Genomic DNA, 20,595 nt, shown 5'->3' on the forward strand with positions numbered 1-20,595 from the left:
GTTAAAGGTTGATTTTACCGGTAAATTGCTGCAAAAAACGAATGTCGTTTTGGGAATACAACCGAATATCTGGAACCTGAAATAATAGTTGTGCGATTCTTTCTACTCCCATTCCAAATGCGAAGCCGCTGTATTCATTTGGGTCAAGGCCGCAATTTTGCAATACATTTGGGTCTATCATTCCGCAACCCAAGATTTCAACCCAACCAGTATGTTTGCAAACCGGGCAGCCATTGGTTTGGCAAATCAAGCAGGAAATATCCATCTCGGCACTGATTTCCGTAAATGGAAAATAGGAAGGACGTAGCCGGATTTGAACAGATTGACCAAAAAGGGTTTGAACAAAATAGTGAAGTGTTTGTTTTAAGTCTGCGAAAGTGATGTCTTTATCTACGCAAAAGCCTTCGATTTGGTGAAAAAAGCAATGTGATCGGGCAGAAATGGCTTCGTTTCGATAGACTCGACCGGGAGCTAACACCCGTATAGGAGGTTTTTGGCTTTCTAAGACCCGAATTTGAACATTTGAAGTGTGGGTACGCAGCAGCCAATCCGGATCTTTACGAATAAAAAAAGTATCCTGCATATCCCGTGCAGGATGATTCTCTTCAAAGTTTAAAGCCGAAAAATTATGCCTATCGTCTTCTATTTCAGGACCGTCAGCTACTACAAAGCCTATTTGCTGAAAAATCTCTGCAATCTTTTGCTCTACTAACGAAAGCGGATGCCGGCTCCCTACCCAAAAAGCATTGCCGGGTAAGGTTAAATCTTCCCCGTTTTCCTGCTTAGATTGAACCAAGATTTTGGCTTGAGCTTGCTCATATTGGTTATTAGCAAAAACTTTTATTTCATTAAAAAGTTTACCGTATCGGGCTTTTTCTTCCGGAGAAAAAGTTTTTAATAAGTCAAACAAAGCTGTAATGCGCCCTTTTTTTCCAATAAATAACTGCTTAAATAGCTCTAAATCAGTTGTAGAATGGAAAGCAAAGGAGGTAATTTCATTGCGTAGTTGCGCTAAATCCGCTAAGGTCATGCTGCAAAATTACACGGATTTTTGGCACTAAATAAATCAGCTTGTATTATTCTACTTTTACAAACAACCCAGTGAGGAAAATAACTTAGTTGAAAATGTTTTTCTGAAAATATGTATCTTTCAGAAAATGAGGATATTACGAGTTATTTTAACCATTTATTCAGCCAATCTATAAATACTCTGCTCCAGAGGATGCTGTTTTGAGGTTTCATTACCCAGTGGCCTTCATCTGGAAAGTATAAAAACTGTGTAGGAATACCGCGCAGTTTTGCGGCCTGAAATGCTTCAATTCCTTGATTTATAGGTACTCTAAAATCTTTTTCTCCGTGTATGACCAGAATGGGAGTATCCCAGTTCTGAACAAATTTATGTGGGGAAAAATCGGTGTAAGATTTACTGGCTTTGGCTGTCCAGTAGCTCCCTTTTAAGTCCCAATTAGCAAAGAAAAGTTCTTCCGTTGAGCCATACCAACTTTCCATATTGAAGAGGCCACAATGAGATATAAATACTTTGAAGCGCTTATTATGGATTCCGGCAAGGTAGTAAACGGAGTATCCGCCGTAACTTGCGCCTACGGCTCCTAAGCGGCTTTTATCAATATATTTTTCTGTACAAATATTATCAATGGCGGATAGATAATCTTGCATTGGCTGGCCTCCCCAGTCGCCACTGATAGCATCATTCCATTCTTTGCCAAAAGAGGGTAAGCCTCGCCGGTTGGGGGCAACTATAATGTATCCTTGCGAAGCAAGCAGTTGAAAATTCCAACGGTATGAAAAAAACTGATTTACAGTACTTTGCGGTCCTCCTTGGCAGTATAATATTGCCGGATATTTTTTGGTGGAATCAAATTTTGGGGGGTAAATAACCCAAACTAACATTTGCTTTCCGTCTGTGGTTGTTACCCACCGTTCTCTGACTTCCCCTTTCGGAACGCTGCCCCACACATCTTCGGTAATGAATGTTAAACGTGTTTCTTGCCCCTTATCGGTATCTATCAGCATTAATTCTGTGGGTTGGGACATGGTTGTCTTTTGGGCAATTAGCCCGAATTGTGAATAATGGAGAGAATTGTAATTTTGGCGGCCATTGGTGATTTTTCGGATATTTCCTGTTGTCAAAGTCAATTCATACATTTGAATAGTAGCTTTCAAGCCTGATAAAAAGTAGATTTTATCATTATTTGGGTTAAAGACTACATCTGAGGCACTTTCCGGAAAGTTTTCGGTGATGGGTTTCCCTACTTTTTCAGAGAAATTATACCAAATTAAGGTATTTTTTTCTGATTCACAGCCGTCAGTAGGCTGGCTTTCCCAGATGATAGATTTTCCGTTTGGGGCGAAAACAGGGTTTAAGTCATAGCCATTTCTGCCTTCACTTAGGTTAATGGTTTGTTTGGTCGTTAAATCATATAGATAAACATCTGCATTTGTGGATGTTGCTTCGAGTACACCGGATAGTTTTTTGCTACAATAAGCGACTGCTTTTCCGTCTGGCCGCCAAGCGATTTGTTCCATACCTCCTTGTGGTGAAAGCGGGGAGTCAAAGTGCTGGTTTTCCATAATATCTAAGGCAAGGGTATCTGCTCTACCTGCCTGATAATTAGCAAGAAAGATGTGGCTATAAGCATAATCATGCCAGTTATCCCAGTGGCGGTACATAAGGTCGTCTATGAGCCGCGCCTCTGTCAGTGGTAAGTCAGGGTATTGTTCTGCTACTGTTTTATCTAACGTTACATCTGCGATGAAAAGCACTTTATCTTGTGTGGGTGCATAGGAAAATCCGGAAATAGCTTGTTTCCAATTAGATGCTTGAATGGGCATACTGCCGTCTATATTAATTTCCCAAAGTTGTATTGAGCCGCTTTTATTAGAAAGGAATCCGATACGTTTTCCGTCCGGCCTCCAGCGTGGGCTAAACTCTGATCCCGGCCAGTCCGTTATTTGGCTAAGTCGCTTACTTTCTAAATCATAGATAAACAGATTTTTGTTTCCTTTATTTTGGGGTACGTCATAGTTTGTAACTCCAAAAACTATCTTTTTGCTATCCGGCGAAACCTGTTCTTCTGAGATGCGGGGAATTTTCCAAAGTAGTTCTGGTGTTATTACTTTTCCATTTTGGGCAAATAAGCTGCCGCTAAACACCCCAAAAACTATCCACAATAACTTTTTCATGTTGCAATATTATAAATTATATTGAACAGGAGTGCAATGGCGGCTAAAAGTAAAACCCAAGATGTAGCTCAGAAAACTTGGTTGATTTCTGATTTATTCTAAGCGAACTTTTATCATACTTTCTGAACCACAATTTCCTGTTGGTTATTTATCTTTTGAAAAATAGTGGCTATCAATAAGACTAATAAACAGCCTATGGCATTTAGCCAAAGAAAAGAAATTATATCTGAAATATAAATCCCGATGATGATTAGCTCTGTAATGATAGCAGACCAAAATACGGCATTTCCGCCTACTTTTTTGAAGTAAAAAGCCACTAAAAAAATCCCTAAAATAGTGCCATAAAATAAAGACCCCAGAACGTTTACGGCTTCAATCAAACTGCCTAAACTGCTGGCAAACATCGCAACTGCAATGCAAAAAATACCCCAGCCTAAGGTAAACCATTTTGAAACAATGTAATAATATTGCTCGGTTTGTTCTTTGACCCAAAGTCGTTTGTATAAATCAACTACACTGGTTGATGCTAAGGAGTTTAATGCTGCTGCTACGCTTCCCCAAGCGGCCAAAAATATCATCGCTATCAGCAGCCCAACCAATCCTTTGGGGATATTTTGAATAACAAAATACAGAAAGATATAATTTGTATCGTTGGTATCTGCTGTTCGATCATTGCTTTTCATTAGCTTCAAAACATTTTTTCGTATTTCTTTTGATTGGGTTTCGTTTTGAAGTAATTTATTTTGTCTTAAACGAACCTCTGATTCGTTATTTTGCTGTAAAGCTAAGCTCATATATTTAGCGTCTTCTGCCCGAATTAAATTGAGTGAATCATGCTGGGCTTGTAATTGTTGAAACTCACTGCTGTAATTGGAGTGTAAAATTTTATCTATTTCTTTTTGATTGTAAAAAACAGGTGCTTGATAAAAGGTGTAAAACACAAACACTAAAGCACCTACCAATAGGATAAAAAGCTGCATAGGCACTTTTACGATACCGTTCATTAGCAATCCGATACGGCTTTCTTTTAAGTTTTTGGCTGTTAAATATCTTCCAACCTGGGATTGGTCTGTTCCGAAATAAGAGAGTGCTAAGAAAAAGCCGCCTATCAAGCCGCTCCAAATGTTGTATTTATCTTTCCACCAAGATTCACTTGTGATGTCAATTTTGGGTTCGATCACATTTAGCTTTCCCATTTTGCCGGCGATATGCAGTGCGTCTGTAAAGCTAATTCCGGCAGGTAGCATATTTATGACCAAAAAGCCCGCAATAAATAAACCGATAAAAACGACTACCAATTGCTGCATTTGAGTGTAAGCTACGGCCTTAGCTCCGCCAGTAACGGTATAAATAATTAAAAAACCACCCATGATTAAGTTGGTAACATAAATATTCCAGCCAAAAATAGAAGATAACACTATGGAGGGTGCATAGATGCTGATTCCGGTAGAGAGTGCCCGAGAAACCAAAAACAATACCGAAGCTAAGGAGCGTGTTTTTAAATCAAAACGCTGTTCTAAAAACTCATAGGCCGTATAAACCTGTAGTTTATGATATATCGGAATAAAAGTAATACACAAAACAACCATTGCTAAGGGAAGCCCAAAATAGTATTGCACAAACCGTAGTCCGTCTGTATATGCTTGCCCGGGCGCAGAAAGAAAAGTTACAGCACTGGCTTGCGTTCCCATAATAGACAGTAAAATCAACAGCCAACCCATAGAATTACTGCTTTTAAAATAACCATCTAAGGATTTTTCTGTCTTACTTTTGTATAATCCGTAGCTAATAACTGTAAGTAAGGACACAAACAGTACAATCCAATCTATACCACTCATGAAAAATGCTTCGTAAATAAGTAAAATAAGACGATTTGAATGATTAGGAATAAAATCACTCCTCCATAAGCAGTATTCCAGTTAGAATGCTTATTATTAGTTGGTTCGTCCATTTTTAATTATTTTTAGGTAATTCTAATAGATTTACAAACAGGCGATATGCTCCGGGGACTCCGGCTGGTAATTCCCGAAAAAAGACCAAGCCGGTATAGGCGAAATTACCTTTTCCGTATTTACCGATAATCAAACTACCTTCTTGTTTATCCTCTTTGGGGTCATTCATGCTAAGGATAGTTTCGTAGTTTTTATCTATATCAGTTGCAAAGTAAATTCCACGTTCTTGAACCCAGCCCTCAAAGTCTTTTTCACTAATTTTGTTTGGGTGGTTTAAAGCAGTATGTTTGGGGTTGGTAAATGTTACGGTAGCATTTTCATCAGTTACGCGATTAGCGGAAATTTTAAAGGCATAAGGGCCGATGTTTTCTTTTAAGGGAGCTAAACGATTGTTGGTATTGTACTGAACAATTAAATTTCCGCCTTTTTTTACGTAATTCATCAATTTATTATAGTAAATAGGCATTCGCTTATTAACGTTGTAAGCTCTTACACCTGCAACAATGCTTGAATAAACGCTTAAATCTTCCTTAGCTAATAATTCATCAGTTAAGATTGTAACGTCATAACCGATTTGGGTTAAGCAAGTTGCTACATTATCACCGGCACCTGGGATGTAACCTATCTTGTGTGCGTTTCGTTTTAAGTCCACAAAAATGAGTTTGGCTGAAGCATCATCCAAAAAGAATTGATACGGAATATGGTCATACTCAATACGTGTGATACTTTTGGAGTACGTTTTGCCACCAATTATAAGTGAAGCGGATAAATTGCCGTCTGTATGTTTGCCGGTAGGCGTTATGGTAGCTTTAATAACTTGCTCATCTCCTTTGTTTTTTAGCTGAAAATCAGGATTATTAATATTTATATTCCATCCATTAGGAGCTGTTATTTGTAATTTTCCGCTTAGGTTAGGAGCGTTTGCCTTGATGGTAAGGGAAATTTCTTTTGCTTGGTTATTGCTAAATACAAGTACGTGGTTGGATAAATTGAGGGTAGCCGGTGGCAATATTTCAAAGGGACGGTAAATTTCCCCTTTTACGGGATCAGTATATTTGTAACTAAAAGGTCGTTCAATAGGGAGGGTTTCATTTTCAATCATAAGATAAAAGGTAGCCTTTTCGGCAATTGGGTTCATGGGTAAACCGATTAATTGTTGGTTGGTTACTGCATACATAGTGTTATTATGCGGATTTTTTAACCAATACGGGTCAGAATAATCGGCTTCGGCATTAAGAGTAATGTTTTCCTTAAACTCTGATAACTGATTGTTTTTCAGTTCTTTTTTAGAATCATCAATAGTGATAGCGTGTCCGTTTGAAAGTTCAATTTTGTTTAGTTTAACTTTACAAGGATTGCGAACGATTATTTGCGCTGTTATAGTGATATTTTCTCCTGTTATGGTGCTATAATCGGCTGCTATGGCTTCAGCCCAGATTCCGGCGCAAGCTGTTATCAGATTCTTACAAACTGCTAATTTTTGTTGTTTCCAATAAGCTGCATCAGCATCTTTTTCACCTAATTTTTGAAGAGCAGTATAGATTTTAATGAGTTGATTGACACTTTTTTCCGGCTGATTAGCATCATATTTTTGTTCTAAATCAGCTATCCATTTTTGCAGTTCATTTGTGTTGGGTAACCGTAGCCAAGTGGTGTTAATATCTTCCAGAATATCTGTTTTAGGTTCTTTATCTCCTTTTAAAAATTTGAAGTATTCTATATTTTCGCCGCGTTGCATAGCGGTTCCAAATCCTTGGCTTTTGTGCATTGTGCGGCTTTTGGCGGCGATTTCGCCATAGTTTAGCCCTAAAAGCGGGTTAAAGCCGCCAACGTCAATTTTTAATTGTTCTGGTGATGTGGTGTTATTCCCGCCAAAGTTAAAAGTGTTCCAAAAAATCCGTTTAGTTTGCCAAGGTTGAGTTTCTGTTAGTTGTTCTGGAAATTTTTGGGGGTCAGCAGCCGCTTCAAAGGCTTCCATAGCCAAGATAGCTGAAGCGGTATGGTGCCCGTGCCCGCCCTCGCCGGTTGTAGGAAAGCGGCAAATAATAACATCCGGCCTAAAACGCCTGATTGTTAGTACAATATCAGATAGTACTTTTTCTTTGTCCCATAAATTTAGCGTTTCTTCAGGGTTTTTGGAGAAGCCAAAGTCATTAGCTCTGGTAAAAAATTGCTCTGCTCCATCTACTTTACGGGCAGCCAATAGTTCTTGGGTTCTGATTAAGCCTAACGCCTCTCCTTGCTCATTTCCGATAAGATTTTGCCCTCCATCCCCTCGTGTGAGTGATAAATAACCGGTTCTAAGATGCCGTTCATTAACTAAGTAAGAAATGAGCCGGGTATTTTCATCATCAGGATGCGCAGCTATGTATAAAACAGAACCAACTGTATTTAGCTTTTTGATTTCATTTAAAATCTTTGCACTATTCCATTCAATAGCGTTTTGAGCAAAAATTTGAAGAAAACTAAGGGTAAAAATTAATAGAAAAAACTTCTTTAAGAACATAATTTAAGCTACTATCTAAAAAATTCAAAACTAATTTAACATTCAAATATAGTTATTGGTTGCTTTTTTAATCAACCTGATTCAGTTTGGGGTGTTAATATTGCTTCGCAGACCCAATAGGTTTGGATTTGCATACCCAATTTTTGGTAGGTGGCTATTGCTTTGTTATTGTGCGGGACTACATATAGCCGAATTAGTGAAACGTGTTGTTTTTTAGCTAATTGTGTTGTGTGATGATACATTTCCCGAAAAACGCCTTGTCTTCGATATTCTGGTTTTACATAAACACTTTGTATCCACCAGATTGTACTTGCTCGCCAGTCGCTCCATTCGTATGTAATGAGCAAACAAGCTATAATATTTTGGCTTTTGTCTTTAGCGACTATGTAAAAGCCTTTTTCCTTATCTTGAAAGATTGCAGATACACCTTGCGTTAAGATTTCTGGGGAAAGTTCGTACTGTTCTGTTTCCCAAGCCATTGCACGATTGAAGGCGGCTATGGTTGTTATATCTTCAATTTGGGCTTGCTCGATTGTTAGCTGTAGCATCAAGATGCACTAATAATCTGATTGCGAAGGGCTTGTATTTTGGCTGCTACCTCTCCTAAATTTTCTACATTGAATTTTTCGGGAGTCTTAATCGTTGCTAAAGAATCTATTGATGTAATATTTGCTTCCCCAAAAAGTTGCTTTAAGCGGTTTTTTATTTCTGTTAAAGTTTCTTTGGTGGCTACTGTTTTGGGCAAAGTTTCCGGATATTTCTCAAATAGATTGTAAATATGTAAAAATGAATGATATTGGCCGTATAATAGCTTGATAAGTTGCGGGCTTGTTTTTTGCTGTAATAAACGCAAGTTAAAATGAGTTCCTTCTAACCATGCACCGGTTACGATAAGCAAGGCAAAACCGGTACGGTTGTTTTTTTCCAAAATAGTATGCGTTTGTTCATATATCTTAGTAACCAATTCCAACAACGCTGTATTATCTTGTTTCTTTTCGTCAAGTTGTTTAATTGTTTTAATATCAATAACTTGTTCTATGGATAGTTCTTCACATAGCCGGTTTGTGGCCTGAAAATATTCCAGAACTTCTTGGTTTTTGTGGTGCGCATTGCAGTAAGAAAGGTCTCCTAAATAAACGCCCAGATTCAGGGCGACTACAGAACTTGTAACATATTTTTTTGCGTTTGTAGTTGGGTTCAATAAACTTGGGGTAAAAGGGCTTCCCGTCTGAGCCAGCACTTCATTGACTTCAACCGGTGAGGGAATGTTTGCAAAAATATGTTTCAAATCGTTCAAATCATCTTCTGGAATTAAATTTAAGGTAGTGTTATTATCCTGATTCTTAGTTATTTCACAAGAAGTAAGGAAAAAGGCGTTCATTAGCAGCCACACACAGCAAAGACGTGTTATCGAAAACATATTGATGCAAGATACCGGAATTTTCATAAATTAATTATTTTTATCTGCCGCTACGGGATGATTTTCTTTTTTAGTGCGAAAGTTTTGAAAAATATAAATACCTAATCCAGCCATAATTGCCATATCTGCAATGTTAAAAATTCCAGTTTTTGCCCAGCCTCCTAAATCAATGAAGAAAAAGTCGGTTACGCTGCCAACTAAGAACCGGTCAATGATGTTTCCAATACCGCCACTTAAAATCAATGCGATTGCAACTTGCAATAGGTTTGGTAATTCAGGATTTTTGAGCAAGTAAACCAACCCTAAAAATAACAACACAACGGGAATCCCTAACATAAAAAGAGTGTGATAAGGCTCTGGAAGCCCTGAACCTAAACTCAAAAATGCCCCTGTATTTTGGGCTAATATTAGCACAAAATACTCCCCAATAACATTAACAGAATCATATTCAGTTAGATAACTTCTTGCCAATGCCTTAGATAATTGATCTAAACACAACACAGACAAGAAAGGTACTATCCAGATAATCTGTTTTTTTAGCACAAAATGACTCAAAATAGATGGCCGGTCAAACAAACAGCGAAAAAATTAAATATTGCCGAAAGTTACAAATACTTTGTGAACGGTTTGATAAATGCTGTAAATCAAGGTAGGCTTTTGATTGAGCAGTTTTCTACCTCAATATAGTTCCCTTGTTAGTAAGATACAGATTTTGGTTATCTATACGAATGAGTGCTAAACCGTTATAAAAAGGTTCAGCATAATCAAATTCATAAGTAGTTAATAATAAACCGTTTTTTGCCAAAAATTGATATTTGCCATTTTCATTTTGAAATAAAAAGCAATTTTCTTTAAAACCTGAAGACGGTGTAAAAACAGACGCATTGATGGATAAATTTAGCTGAATCGGAGTAAACCCATTGGGATTCAAGAAGTACCACTTCTGCTGAAATTTAACTAAGGCTAATTTTTCTCGAAAGGAAAATGCCTCTGCATAAGTTGGTTCTATTATCCATTCATTGAGGTTATTAATGAATCCCCATTTTTCAGAACTTTTGACAGCCGCTTTTCCTTCTGAAAAAGACCGTACTAACTGATATTTGGGGGCTATTGCCCAGTTTCCGGCAGTATCTAAAAATCCCCAACTGCCTTGATACAAAACCGCAGCTAAAGATTCTGAAAAAGAAAAAAAATGTGCATACATTGGCTTTTGCACCCAATTTCCGGCAGTGTCTAAAAATCCCCACAATTTACCTTTGCGAACCGGCAACCTATTGAAAGCAAACTCTCCCACAGCCTCTACGGAATCTACAATAACTTCTTTTCGGGATAAATGATATAAGCAAGAACTCTTATTATCTATCAGTTCAGCGATTTGGCCGGTATGGATAACTATTGATTGATATTTTGGTGAAAGTATCCATTCTCCTGATAATGAGATGATTCCATAGCCGGAAAGGGTGCGAACGCACAATAAACCGTCTTTTAGTTGAGTACCTTCTTCGGTAGTATTTATAAACTCCGGCTGAAGAACCCACGTCTTGGCTGCGTTATAAACCCCCATTTTGGCATTTTGCCATACTGCAAATAGCTTGTTACCAAGAAATTGTATGTTATCTGCTGGCTGACTTAATAAAAACGTTCCGTTTGGAGCTAATAACTGCCAACCGCTTAAATTGTATCTATTTGTGTCTAATTTTACCTGAGCGATTCCCTCATTAAAGGGATATGCCACTAAAAACTGCGGCTGAATAATCCACTTTAAATTAGCATTTACGTATCCCCAATACCCGTCTTGAAAGTAAGGCAATAATGGATTATTCTGCGCCGCAATAATTTGAGGAAATAACCACCCAAGAGCGACAATACAATGAACTAACCCAATATTAATAAGCCGATTGCCAAAACAGCTAATATTAACCCTGACCACTTAAAAACTGAAAAATGTTCCTTAAAGAATAAAAAACCGACTACATTCGCAGCTATCAAAAGCCCAATATTATTTACCGTAAAAAAAATTGTAGGCGGCAGATGCTGAAGACCTTTGGTTAAAAATACGACCGAAAAATAATTGGGAACTCCAAGTCCAATCCCGCCAATAACACTTTTCCACTCTAAGGATTTCTTTTTATACAAAACTTGATACCCAACTAATACTGCCCCAATCAAAGCAGATGTTCCAAAACAAACTATTGCAAAGTGGCTTATAGGCACAGTACGGGAATAAAACGCTTCAAACCACTTAAAATTAATATCAATCAAGCCGGAACCTAACCATAAAATAGCTCCCAACAATAGTTTGCGTTTGATTGGGATTTCTTCTTTTGCTGAAACATTTTTAGCAGGCTGATAATGAATCAATACGATAGAAAACAATGCTAAGCAAATCCCAATGTATTGCCGAAAATCTATGGGAATTTTGAAATAAATCGCACTAAACAATATGGGAATAACCAGCGAAATTTTACCCATTAAACCGGTATATCCAATTCCAATCTGTGCTGATAAATAGCCGGTTATGTAAAAAATCCCGATGAATAAACTGCCTTGAAATAGCCCAAAAGTGAGCCAATTTTGCGGTTTGGTGGTCATTTCTTGCCAAAAATCCGGCGCAGCCCAAATACCACACAAAACACAAACCCAATAATTGGTAGCAATTACCTGCAGTAAATCCAACTTAAATTGAGCGGCTAACCGAAAGGTAATGTAAAAACTCAGCAGCAGTAAAATACAAATAGCTACATAACCCATTGTTTATCAAAAACTTATTTTGTTATGAATAAATTTAGGCCATATTCTTGGGGAATACGGCCTAATAATTTCAGATGAATTGATAAATATCATCTGACAAGTTCCATTTCCTGCACTAAGTGGCCGGCATCTGCAAATTTATCTATGATAAATAACACATAGCGAATATCAACACTGATTGTTCTTTTATACTGGGGGTCAAAGACTAAATCTCCTGTCATAGCTTCCCAATTGCCGTCAAAAGCGATTCCGATTAAGTGTCCGTCTCCATTAATAACCGGACTACCAGAATTACCGCCAGTTATGTCGTTATCGGATAAAAATGCTACCGGCATCTCTCCGTTTGAACCATAAATTCCATAATCTTTTCTTTGGTACAAATCTTTTAGCTTAGCTGGCACATCAAATTCAGGGTCTTTGGGGATTTCTTTTTCCATAACTCCTTTTAATGTTGTGGAATAGCTGAAATGAACGCCGTCTTTTGGATAATAATCGGCAATTTTTCCGTATGTTAGGCGTAAGGTTGAGTTTGCATTTGGGTAAAAATGCTGGTCGGGGTTCATTTCGCGTAAACCGGCAATAAATTTTTTCTCAATTTCACTTTCTTTGGCTGAATAAGCTGCATAAGCAGGGCGTAGTTTTTCAGTGGTGTAGGTAAGCAACTTTTCTAATAAAATAACAACCGGTTCTTTTTTAAGTGCTTCTAAGTTGATTTTATCTAAAAAAGCGGCTGTTTTTTCCGGAGAAGTGAGTTGAGAATGCTTAAAGAAGTCGGCAGCAAATTTTTCATAAGACTGCTCTATTGTCTTGGCTTTGAATTTTTTACGGATTTCAAGTAATATCGGCGGTTGCTGGCTTTCTGGAATATCGGTTGCGTATAATGCAAACATTTGTGCAAGCATTTTTTGGTCGGTAGAGGCAGAATAATCCTTAAAGAAAGTTTCGATACCGCTTTTTATTTCTTCAACCATTGGCTGCCAGAGTTCTTTTTTGTCTCCTGTTGCTTCCATTGTTTTTTTGAGGCGATAATAGGCGATGCCGTTTTGCAGGATGTTGGGAGCTAAACCGGCAACATTTAGATAATAAAATGGTTTAGCGAATGGGCGAAATTCTTTAACGGCGATTTCCATATCAGCAACTACGTTTCCATATTTTGCATTCCGGGTTGCATCAGCCTTAGCCCATTGAAGAAACTTTACTTCTTGTTCTTTTTTGAAATCAACAAGATTCAGGTGTTTAAGTCCCTCATTTTGGCCAACAAAATATTTGTAGGAGTTGCTTAGGCTGGCGTAGTCGTCAGCTAAGTGAATGCGGATGTTATTATCAGCATCCATATCTTTTTTCATAATTTCTAATCTTTTGGCAAACAGTTTGATTAGCATTGGGTTAAATTCGTCTATGGCGAATTGGGTTTGGGCAGCCAATTGGTAGCGGTCAGTGCTGCCGGGGTAGCCATAAATCATAGAAAAATCATTTGCTTTAATTCCTTTTAGGGAAATTGGTAAAAAATATTTGGGTTTGTAGGGGATGTTTTGGTCTGAAAAGGAGGCCGGTTTTCCGTCTGGGCCGGAATATATCCTAAAAAGTGAAAAGTCTCCGGTGTGTCTGGGCCACATCCAGTTGTCTGTATCTCCACCAAACTTTCCAATGGATGAAGGAGGTGCACCTACTAAGCGGACGTCTGTAAATTTCTCATACACAAAGAGATAATATTCGCTTCCGCCAAACATTGGTTTTACGGTTGCTTCGTAATGAGTGCCTTCTATAGCTTTTTTTTCAATTTCAGCGATATTTTTTTTCTCGGATCCTTGCCCAGAAAGTCCTCCACCTCCTTTTAGTACTTGGTCGGTTACGTCTTCCATACGGACCAAAATAGAGGCATATATTTCCGGACAAGGAAGTTCATCTTTCAGTGTTTTTGCCCAAAATCCATTGGTTAAGTAATCATTTTTTACACTTGAATGAAACTGAATGCTACTAAAAGCACAATGGTGGTTTGTAAGCATCAGCCCTTTATCGGAGACAATCTCACCGGTACAAAATCCTGATAGAGAGACTATTGCATCTTTCATGCTATTACGATTGACGTTGTAAATTTCTTCTGGAGAGAGTTTACAGCCCAATTCTTGCATTTTAGCATAGTTTAAACGTGAAATAAGCATAGGTAGCCACATACCCTCATCCGGAGGTGGATTCGGAGCGGCTATTCCGGTGTTAAAAACACTGACGGAGGCTAATAAACCCAACAGTAGGGTATTCCAAATTTTTCGTATTTGCATGGGCAAAGGTAAAACTTCTTATCATAAGTATAACTATTTTTCAGCTATCGAAATAGTTAATTGGTCGAGAAATAACCGATACTCGGGTAAAGTGCCCAGTTGTGGTTTAGAAAACATGAAAACTACTATTCCGATGATGAAAAATTATTATAATCAAGGGTATTATTTTTCCTACAATACTGTCCTAAACATTTTTTATCATATTTTTCTGAACCAAAACTAAAATATGGTTTTTATTGTTCCCGTAATATAGTCTCTTGTATTTGGGACAAATAAAAAAAAGCAGTAGTTTTGAAACGTTTCTATGAAGTTTTATTGGATTCTTGCGGTAGCAATAAGTTTTATATGGGTTACACAAGCGCAACCCAATTTTCAACAAGTTGTAAAATGGAAAAATTACCCGGAAAATACAAATCAATATGTTGTTGGTGAGGTAGTTACGCTTGTTTTTGAGGCTAAAATAAATAAGGGATACCATATTTACTCTGCTATTCCACCGGAAAAAGATGCAAATATGCCCACTGAATTTGGGTTAGATAAAGGTACGCACGGCGTTGTGAAGGTAGGAGACCTCACCGAGAGCGGCAAAAAACATACTGAATATGATTCCGTTTTTGAGGCTAATGTCAGCTACTATGGAGATTTTGTCATATTCAAGCAAAAATTAAAAATAACAGACCCCAAAATCGTTATTAAGGGATATATCCATTACCAAGTATGTGATTCACAGACCTGTGTTCCGGCTTATAATGACTTTTCTTTTACTTTTACGGCAAAGCCGGCAAATAATAAATCTGCTAATGAACCCCAGAAAGATACTGCTGATTCTTCTATCAACGTAAATCCTACCAATACAGCTTCCCAAAATGGCTCTTCCGATAATTCTCAGCAAGTTAAATCTCTTCCCTTAAAAGAAGCTCCTGCTGCTGAAAAGTCGTTATTTTCTTTGTTTTGGGCTGCTTTTGCATTTGGATTGGTTTCATTGTTAACGCCTTGCGTTTTTCCGATGATACCTATGACGGTCAGTTATTTCACCAAGAAGCAAACTGATAAAGCTACAAATATCCGGAATGCTTTATTTTATTCCATATCCATCATTTTTATTTATGTGGGGTTAGGTCTGCTTATTACGCTGTTATTTGGTTCTTCTGCGATATATCAAATGGCTTCAAATCCTTGGGTAAACTTGCTTTTTTTTGTCATTGTATTTGCCTTTGGATTGTCATTTTTAGGGTGGTTCGAGTTAGCGTTACCATCAAGTTGGCTCACTAAATTAGATTCTAAGAGTAGCACAGGAAGTTATTCTGGTATTTTTTTTATGGCATTGACTTTGGCGTTAGTGTCTTTTTCTTGCACCGGTCCGATTATTGGAACGCTCCTGGTAGAAGCCTCACAGGGGAGCTACTTAGGGCCAACGGTAGGAATGTTTGGTTTTTCCTTAGCCTTTGCATTTCCATTTGGGCTTTTTTCGTTGTTTCCACATTTAATAAACTCATTACCCAGTTCCGGCGGGTGGCTAAATTCCGTAAAAGTAGTGTTGGGTTTTTTGGAAATCGCTTTAGCCTTGAAATTTTTAAGTAATGTAGATTTAGTTTGGCACTTAGGCATTTTAGACAGAGAGGTGTATTTAGGAGCTTGGATAGCAATCTTCTTATTATTAGGAACTTATCTAATGGGGTGGTATAAACTTCCCCATGATAGCCCCATTGCACATATTTCTATACCACGGTTGCTGTTAGCCATAGTAAGTTTTTGGTTTGTTTTTTATATGGTTCCGGGCTTATGGGGAGCACCGTTAAAACTTTTATCCGGCTTTTTACCGCCACATAATCCAGATATTGGAGTAGTTGTTTGGGGAAAAGAAGCAATGGCTTCTGTAACAGAAAAATCAGAATCTCAGTTAGTTTGCAGCCAAAATAGAAAATATTCAGAGAAATTATCCAAAGACACTCCTCTGGGTTTTTGTGCATTTTATGACCTTGACGAGGCATTAGCCTATGCTAAAAAAATAGACAAACCGGTTTTTGTGGACTTTACCGGCCACACTTGTGTAAACTGCCGCTGGATGGAAAGCAATGTATGGCCTGACCCAGCAATAAAAAAATCACTAAACACAGACTTTATACTCGTTTCGTTGTTTGTAGATGACGCTGAACCATTACCGGAAAATATCACAGCCGCAGACGGCACTATCCTAAGAACCGTTGGCGATAAATGGCTACAACTCCAAAAAGAACGCTTCCAAACAAATGCCCAACCTTATTATGTAATATTAGACGGATCCGGAAACCAGCTAATCCCTTATGGATTAGGAAAAACAGATATTCCAACATTACAAAAAATGCTGCAAGAAGCTAAGGGAAGATATACAAAATCATGAACAACAAAAATTTACAACCTGAATATAGCTTTCCTATCCAAGTATATCAGCAACAGTGTGTGGTAGAAATTGCGGTGGGGGAAACTCCAGAAAATCCGGTTGAAGAAAGCACCATTGGTGAAATACCAATACTTCTGATAGATGGTTTAAATGCTTCACCCAAAATCATAGCCCAATGGCAGCAACAATATGAAAAGGGAGCAGCTAAAATAATACTACCAACGGAGATTCAAGCTCAACAGTTTTGGGAAGACTACCTCAAATGCTTTACCTTGATAGAAGCAGCCGGCGGAAAAGTATTTTCACCGGAAGGATTGGTGTTGGTAATCAAGCGTTTTGGAAATTGGGACTTACCCAAAGGGAAAATAGAAATAGGAGAAATGCCCAATGAAGCTGCCGTACGGGAAGTGCGTGAAGAAACCGGCCTGAACGAAGTGGTAATAATTGAAAAACTTACCCCAATCTATCATTTATACCAAAACTACCATGAACAAAATAGCTGGGTAATCAAAAAAACACATTGGTTCAAAATGTTTGCCCCTACACCTAACCAACTTGTGCCTCAAATTATAGAATCAATAGAAGAAGCTAAGTGGGTTAGTATAAATGAATTATCAAAATTATCTACCTATAAATCTTTAGAAAAACTGTTTAAGATAGAAGTGATTTAAACCATTTTGAGTTGTAGTTCAGAAAGTATGCTCACAAGATTGAAGAGAAAGAGCAGATAAAAAATATAATGCCCTGATTGTAATAATTTTTCATCAGAGAAACTATAATTTTTATGTTTTCAGAATCCAGATGTTTATTTTTTTTCAGTAAAATTTTTGGAATATTCTTGATAGAGCTTGTTTTTGTCTATGGCAACAACGCCCACTTCTTCACACACAATTCCCCCTGCAAGGTTGGCGAGCTGAGTAGCTTGGTAAATAGGTAGCCCAACGGCAATGGCTAATGTAAGCACACTTACCACCGTATCTCCGGCACCGGAAACATCAACAATTTTGCGAAAATGTGCCGGTATATGTCTAAAGTGTTCATTTTCATCACAACATAACATTCCATTTTCACTTAGGGTTACTACGGTGTATTTATGAGGCATTTTTTTTCGTAATAACAACACCGCGTCTTGAATAGCCGGAATATCTCCATTACGAAGTGGTATTCCAACGCCTTCACTGAGCTCTTTTAAATTTGGCTTAAAACAAGAGCTACCGGCATAATGCCAAAAATTTTTAAACTTTGGATCTACTATAACCGGCTTATTGGTATTATTGGCTTGTTGGATGAGTGCCTGAATAATGTCTTGCGAAAGTAGTCCTTTATCATAATCTTCAAACAACAGTGCATCGCATTGAGCCAAAAGGTCAAAAACTAATGGACGAAAATCTTCAAGTTCTTGATTAGAAAGCGGGTATCTATCTTCTTTATCTACCCGAAGTAGGTGCTGTTGGTTTCCGATAATGCGGATTTTAGAGGTAGTTCTACGTTGGTTTGATTTAATTATTCCATTAGTATTCAATTGATTCAGAGATAAAGTTTCGATAAAGTCATTTCCTTCTTTATCTAAACCTACTATTCCGGCGAGTATAGGCGTTGTGCCCAATGCAGCTAAGTTAGAGGCAACATTGGCAGCCCCGCCGGGTCGGTTCTCCTCCTGCCGAACGTCCACAACGGGAACCGGAGCCTCTGGCGAAATCCGAGAAACACCCCCCCACAAATATCTATCCAACATAACGTCCCCTACAACCAAAATTCGCAAGTTAGTTGTAGCTTCCCAAAATAATGACACAGAATCCATATTTATTAACACACATCAAACTACTTAGGGCAAAAACTAATATTTCAAGGCATAGCAGCTTTTAAAAAAGCTATTTTTTCTCAGAAGAACCATTTTTTAACTACAACTACCAAACTTTATTTCTTACAAAATACAGATTAATTGAAATATAAAAAAACTACTTAGTAATCAATAAGTTTCAGTAATTTTTGGTGAAATATATTTTTAGGCAGGAAGTTTTTTTCTAAGTTAGCGGTAAAAGGAATTGGGGTATCTAAAGAACCTACTCGCATAACGGGAGCATCTAAATAGCGGAACATTTCTTCACTGATTGCGGCTGCTATTTCTGCACCAACGCCTCCGGTGAGGGTGTCTTCGTGTAATACCAAACATTTTCCGGTTTTTTTCACAGAGCTAAATACCATTTCAGAATCCCAAGGCAATAAAGTTTGTAAGTCAATAATTTCAATAGAAGTATCCGGAATCAACTGGCTGATTTCCAAAGCCCAATGAACTCCCATGCCATAAGTAACAATCGTAATATCTGTTCCGAACTTAGTAATAACGGCTTTACCAAGCGGTAAATTATAGTATTGCTGTGGTACTAAGCCACTTATACTTCTGTATAAAACTTTATGTTCAAAAAAGATAACCGGGTTAGGTTCCCGTAAAGAAGTGGTTAGTAATCCCTTAGCAGAATAAGGATTGGAAGGATAGACTACTTTGAGGCCGGGTACTTTAAAAAACCATGCTTCATTACTTTGGGAATGAAAAGGCCCTGCGGCAACACCGGCACCGGTAGGCATTCGGACTGTTACATTAACGGGTTGCTGCCACCGATAATGATTTTTAGCTAAGTTATTAACAATCTGATTAAAACCGCAGGAAACAAAGTCTGCAAACTGCATTTCTACCATAGCGGATTTATCTCTAAGAGACAACCCTAAGCCAGTAGCTATGATAGCAGATTCACAAAGAGGGGTGTTTCTAACTCTTTCTTTACCAAACTCTTGCACAAACCCGTCTGTTATTTTAAAAACGCCGCCATATTCGGCAATATCCTGCCCCATCAGAATCAGGTTGGGGTCTTGCAGCATCGCTTGTTTTAAGCCTTGGGAAATAGCGTCAATGGTGCGCATCTCCTTTTCTTCGCCGGTAGGCAAAATATAGTTAGAAAAGGCTGGTGCATAGACATCGGCGAGTTCTTCTTCTGTATCAGGTGTTATTTCCGGCTGAGCAAAAGTTTGCTCAAGAGCCTGCTCTATTTGATGCTTAAATTCTGAACGAATTTCCTGAATCTGTGCTTCTTGTAATACTCCGATTTCCAATAGCCATGCCTCATAATTTCTCACAGGGTCCTTGGTTGCCCAGAAATCTTGCAATTCTTTGGGTACATATTTAGTTCCTGAGGCTTCTTCGTGCCCGCGCATACGAAACGTCATCGCTTCTAAAATAACCGGCTTACGGTTTTGGCGCATTTTCTGGGCAATATCCTGTACCGCTACATAAACATCAACGATGTTGTTTCCATCTACCTGAACGGCTTCTATTCCATAGCCTATTGCTTTGTCTATAAATTGTTTACAACGAAACTGGTCTGAAGAAGGCGTGGAAAGCCCGTAGCCATTGTTTTCAATCAAAAAAATCACCGGTAAGTCCCAAACTGCGGCTACATTTATAGCTTCATGGAAATCACCTTCACTGGCACCGCCGTCTCCGGAAAAAACAAGGGAAATAACAGAATCTTGATCTAAATTGGAAGCTAAACTTACGCCGTCAGCGACACCGAGCATAGCTCCCAGGTGAGAAATCATACCGATAATCCGGTATTCTTGAGTCCCAAAATGAAAAGACCGGTCGCGCCCTTTGGTAAAACCGTTCTTTTTTCCCTGCCATTGGCAGAAAAGCCTCACTAAATTAACTTCTCGGGCAGTAAAAACGCCTAAGTTTCGATGCAGAGGAAAAATATAATCTGAAGTTTCTAAGGCTTTTGTGCATCCTACTGCAATAGCTTCTTGGCCAATTCCGGAAAACCACTTGCTGATTTTATTTTGACGTAGCAAAATCAGCATCTTTTCCTCAATTATTCTGGGCAACAAGATGGCTCTATACAAATCCAATAATGTCTTGTCAGATAAACCTTTTCGATCAAAATGAATAACCGGTTTCATTGTTTCGGCAACGGACATATAGATAACAAAATAAAACGCGAATTACGGAAATTAAATCGGGTTGTGGTTCAGAAAGTATGATGAAATTCTCGGCAATAATTAAGAGGTTGTTTAAAAATGGTGTAAAAATTGTTAAATTATTTAATATCACA

The 20,595-nt window shown here is 38.1% G+C and carries 14 protein-coding genes; 2 read left to right on the top strand and 12 right to left on the bottom strand.

Annotated elements, in window-relative coordinates; all coding sequences use genetic code 11:
* Window position 1: 1 nt before the first annotated feature.
* From pheS to LC115_01690, 10 genes are all read right to left on the bottom strand, one after another.
* Window positions 2-1,030, bottom strand: coding sequence for a phenylalanine--tRNA ligase subunit alpha (pheS, locus tag LC115_01645; GenBank protein ID MCZ2355385.1), 1,029 nt, complete (start codon window positions 1,028-1,030; stop codon window positions 2-4).
* A gap of 143 nt (window positions 1,031-1,173) precedes the next feature.
* Window positions 1,174-3,204 (bottom strand): S9 family peptidase, encoded by a 2,031-nt coding sequence (locus LC115_01650; protein ID MCZ2355386.1) that lies wholly within the window; start codon window positions 3,202-3,204, stop codon window positions 1,174-1,176.
* Window positions 3,205-3,317: 113 nt separating this feature from the next.
* On the bottom strand, window positions 3,318-5,042 hold the full coding sequence (locus tag LC115_01655; GenBank protein ID MCZ2355387.1) for a sodium:solute symporter: 1,725 nt from the start codon (window positions 5,040-5,042) through the stop codon (window positions 3,318-3,320).
* Window positions 5,043-5,157: 115 nt separating this feature from the next.
* The gene (locus tag LC115_01660) at window positions 5,158-7,662 is read right to left on the bottom strand and encodes a PIG-L family deacetylase (GenBank protein ID MCZ2355388.1); all 2,505 of its coding nucleotides are present in this window, start codon (window positions 7,660-7,662) and stop codon (window positions 5,158-5,160) included.
* Window positions 7,663-7,733: 71 nt separating this feature from the next.
* Window positions 7,734-8,210, bottom strand: coding sequence for a GNAT family N-acetyltransferase (locus tag LC115_01665; GenBank protein ID MCZ2355389.1), 477 nt, complete (start codon window positions 8,208-8,210; stop codon window positions 7,734-7,736).
* Window positions 8,210-9,109 carry a hypothetical protein gene (locus tag LC115_01670; GenBank protein MCZ2355390.1) on the bottom strand — a complete coding sequence of 300 codons (900 nt, stop codon included), beginning with the start codon at window positions 9,107-9,109 and terminating at the stop codon, window positions 8,210-8,212. The genes LC115_01665 and LC115_01670 overlap by 1 nt, the downstream gene beginning before the upstream one ends.
* Window positions 9,110-9,112: 3 nt before the next feature.
* Entirely contained in the window at window positions 9,113-9,625 is a 513-nt protein-coding gene (gene lspA, locus LC115_01675; GenBank protein ID MCZ2355391.1) for a signal peptidase II, read from the bottom strand.
* 130 nt (window positions 9,626-9,755) lie between these two features.
* Window positions 9,756-10,892 (bottom strand): WG repeat-containing protein, encoded by a 1,137-nt coding sequence (locus LC115_01680; GenBank protein MCZ2355392.1) that lies wholly within the window; start codon window positions 10,890-10,892, stop codon window positions 9,756-9,758.
* 65 nt (window positions 10,893-10,957) lie between these two features.
* Window positions 10,958-11,833 carry a hypothetical protein gene (locus LC115_01685; protein ID MCZ2355393.1) on the bottom strand — a complete coding sequence of 292 codons (876 nt, stop codon included), beginning with the start codon at window positions 11,831-11,833 and terminating at the stop codon, window positions 10,958-10,960.
* A gap of 89 nt (window positions 11,834-11,922) precedes the next feature.
* On the bottom strand, window positions 11,923-14,112 hold the full coding sequence (locus LC115_01690; GenBank protein MCZ2355394.1) for a S46 family peptidase: 2,190 nt from the start codon (window positions 14,110-14,112) through the stop codon (window positions 11,923-11,925).
* A 304-nt stretch (window positions 14,113-14,416) separates the two neighbouring features.
* Between LC115_01690 and LC115_01695 the strand changes: the two genes are divergently transcribed.
* Window positions 14,417-16,492 (top strand): thioredoxin family protein, encoded by a 2,076-nt coding sequence (locus tag LC115_01695; GenBank protein ID MCZ2355395.1) that lies wholly within the window; start codon window positions 14,417-14,419, stop codon window positions 16,490-16,492.
* 272 nt (window positions 16,493-16,764) lie between these two features.
* Window positions 16,765-17,163: an NUDIX domain-containing protein gene (locus tag LC115_01700; protein MCZ2355396.1), complete on the top strand. Its 399-nt coding sequence runs from the start codon at window positions 16,765-16,767 to the stop codon at window positions 17,161-17,163.
* Window positions 17,164-17,297: 134 nt separating this feature from the next.
* Here LC115_01700 and LC115_01705 read toward each other — a convergent pair whose 3' ends face one another.
* Together LC115_01705 and LC115_01710 are read right to left on the bottom strand one after the other, a co-directional pair.
* On the bottom strand, window positions 17,298-18,305 hold the full coding sequence (locus tag LC115_01705) for a PfkB family carbohydrate kinase (protein ID MCZ2355397.1): 1,008 nt from the start codon (window positions 18,303-18,305) through the stop codon (window positions 17,298-17,300).
* Between the two features lie 149 nt (window positions 18,306-18,454).
* Window positions 18,455-20,461, bottom strand: a complete 2,007-nt coding sequence (locus tag LC115_01710; GenBank protein ID MCZ2355398.1) for a dehydrogenase E1 component subunit alpha/beta — start codon at window positions 20,459-20,461, stop codon at window positions 18,455-18,457.
* Window positions 20,462-20,595 lie beyond the last annotated feature (134 nt).

This window comes from Bacteroidia bacterium (assembly GCA_026932145.1).
Lineage (GTDB): Bacteria > Bacteroidota > Bacteroidia > J057 > JAIXKT01 > JAIXKT01.

Excerpts from the sequence above, each read along its gene's own strand:
- LC115_01710 (MCZ2355398.1), bottom strand. The coding sequence starts at position 20,461 with ATGTCCGTTGCCGAAACAATGAAACCGGTTATTCATTTTGATCGAAAA.
- LC115_01660 (MCZ2355388.1), bottom strand. The coding sequence starts at position 7,662 with ATGTTCTTAAAGAAGTTTTTTCTATTAATTTTTACCCTTAGTTTTCTT.
- LC115_01665 (MCZ2355389.1), bottom strand. The coding sequence starts at position 8,210 with ATGCTACAGCTAACAATCGAGCAAGCCCAAATTGAAGATATAACAACC.
- LC115_01670 (MCZ2355390.1), bottom strand. The coding sequence starts at position 9,109 with ATGAAAATTCCGGTATCTTGCATCAATATGTTTTCGATAACACGTCTT.
- pheS (MCZ2355385.1), bottom strand. The coding sequence starts at position 1,030 with ATGACCTTAGCGGATTTAGCGCAACTACGCAATGAAATTACCTCCTTT.
- LC115_01650 (MCZ2355386.1), bottom strand. The coding sequence starts at position 3,204 with ATGAAAAAGTTATTGTGGATAGTTTTTGGGGTGTTTAGCGGCAGCTTA.
- LC115_01655 (MCZ2355387.1), bottom strand. The coding sequence starts at position 5,042 with ATGAGTGGTATAGATTGGATTGTACTGTTTGTGTCCTTACTTACAGTT.
- LC115_01685 (MCZ2355393.1), bottom strand. The coding sequence starts at position 11,833 with ATGGGTTATGTAGCTATTTGTATTTTACTGCTGCTGAGTTTTTACATT.
- LC115_01695 (MCZ2355395.1), top strand. The coding sequence starts at position 14,417 with ATGAAGTTTTATTGGATTCTTGCGGTAGCAATAAGTTTTATATGGGTT.
- LC115_01690 (MCZ2355394.1), bottom strand. The coding sequence starts at position 14,112 with ATGCAAATACGAAAAATTTGGAATACCCTACTGTTGGGTTTATTAGCC.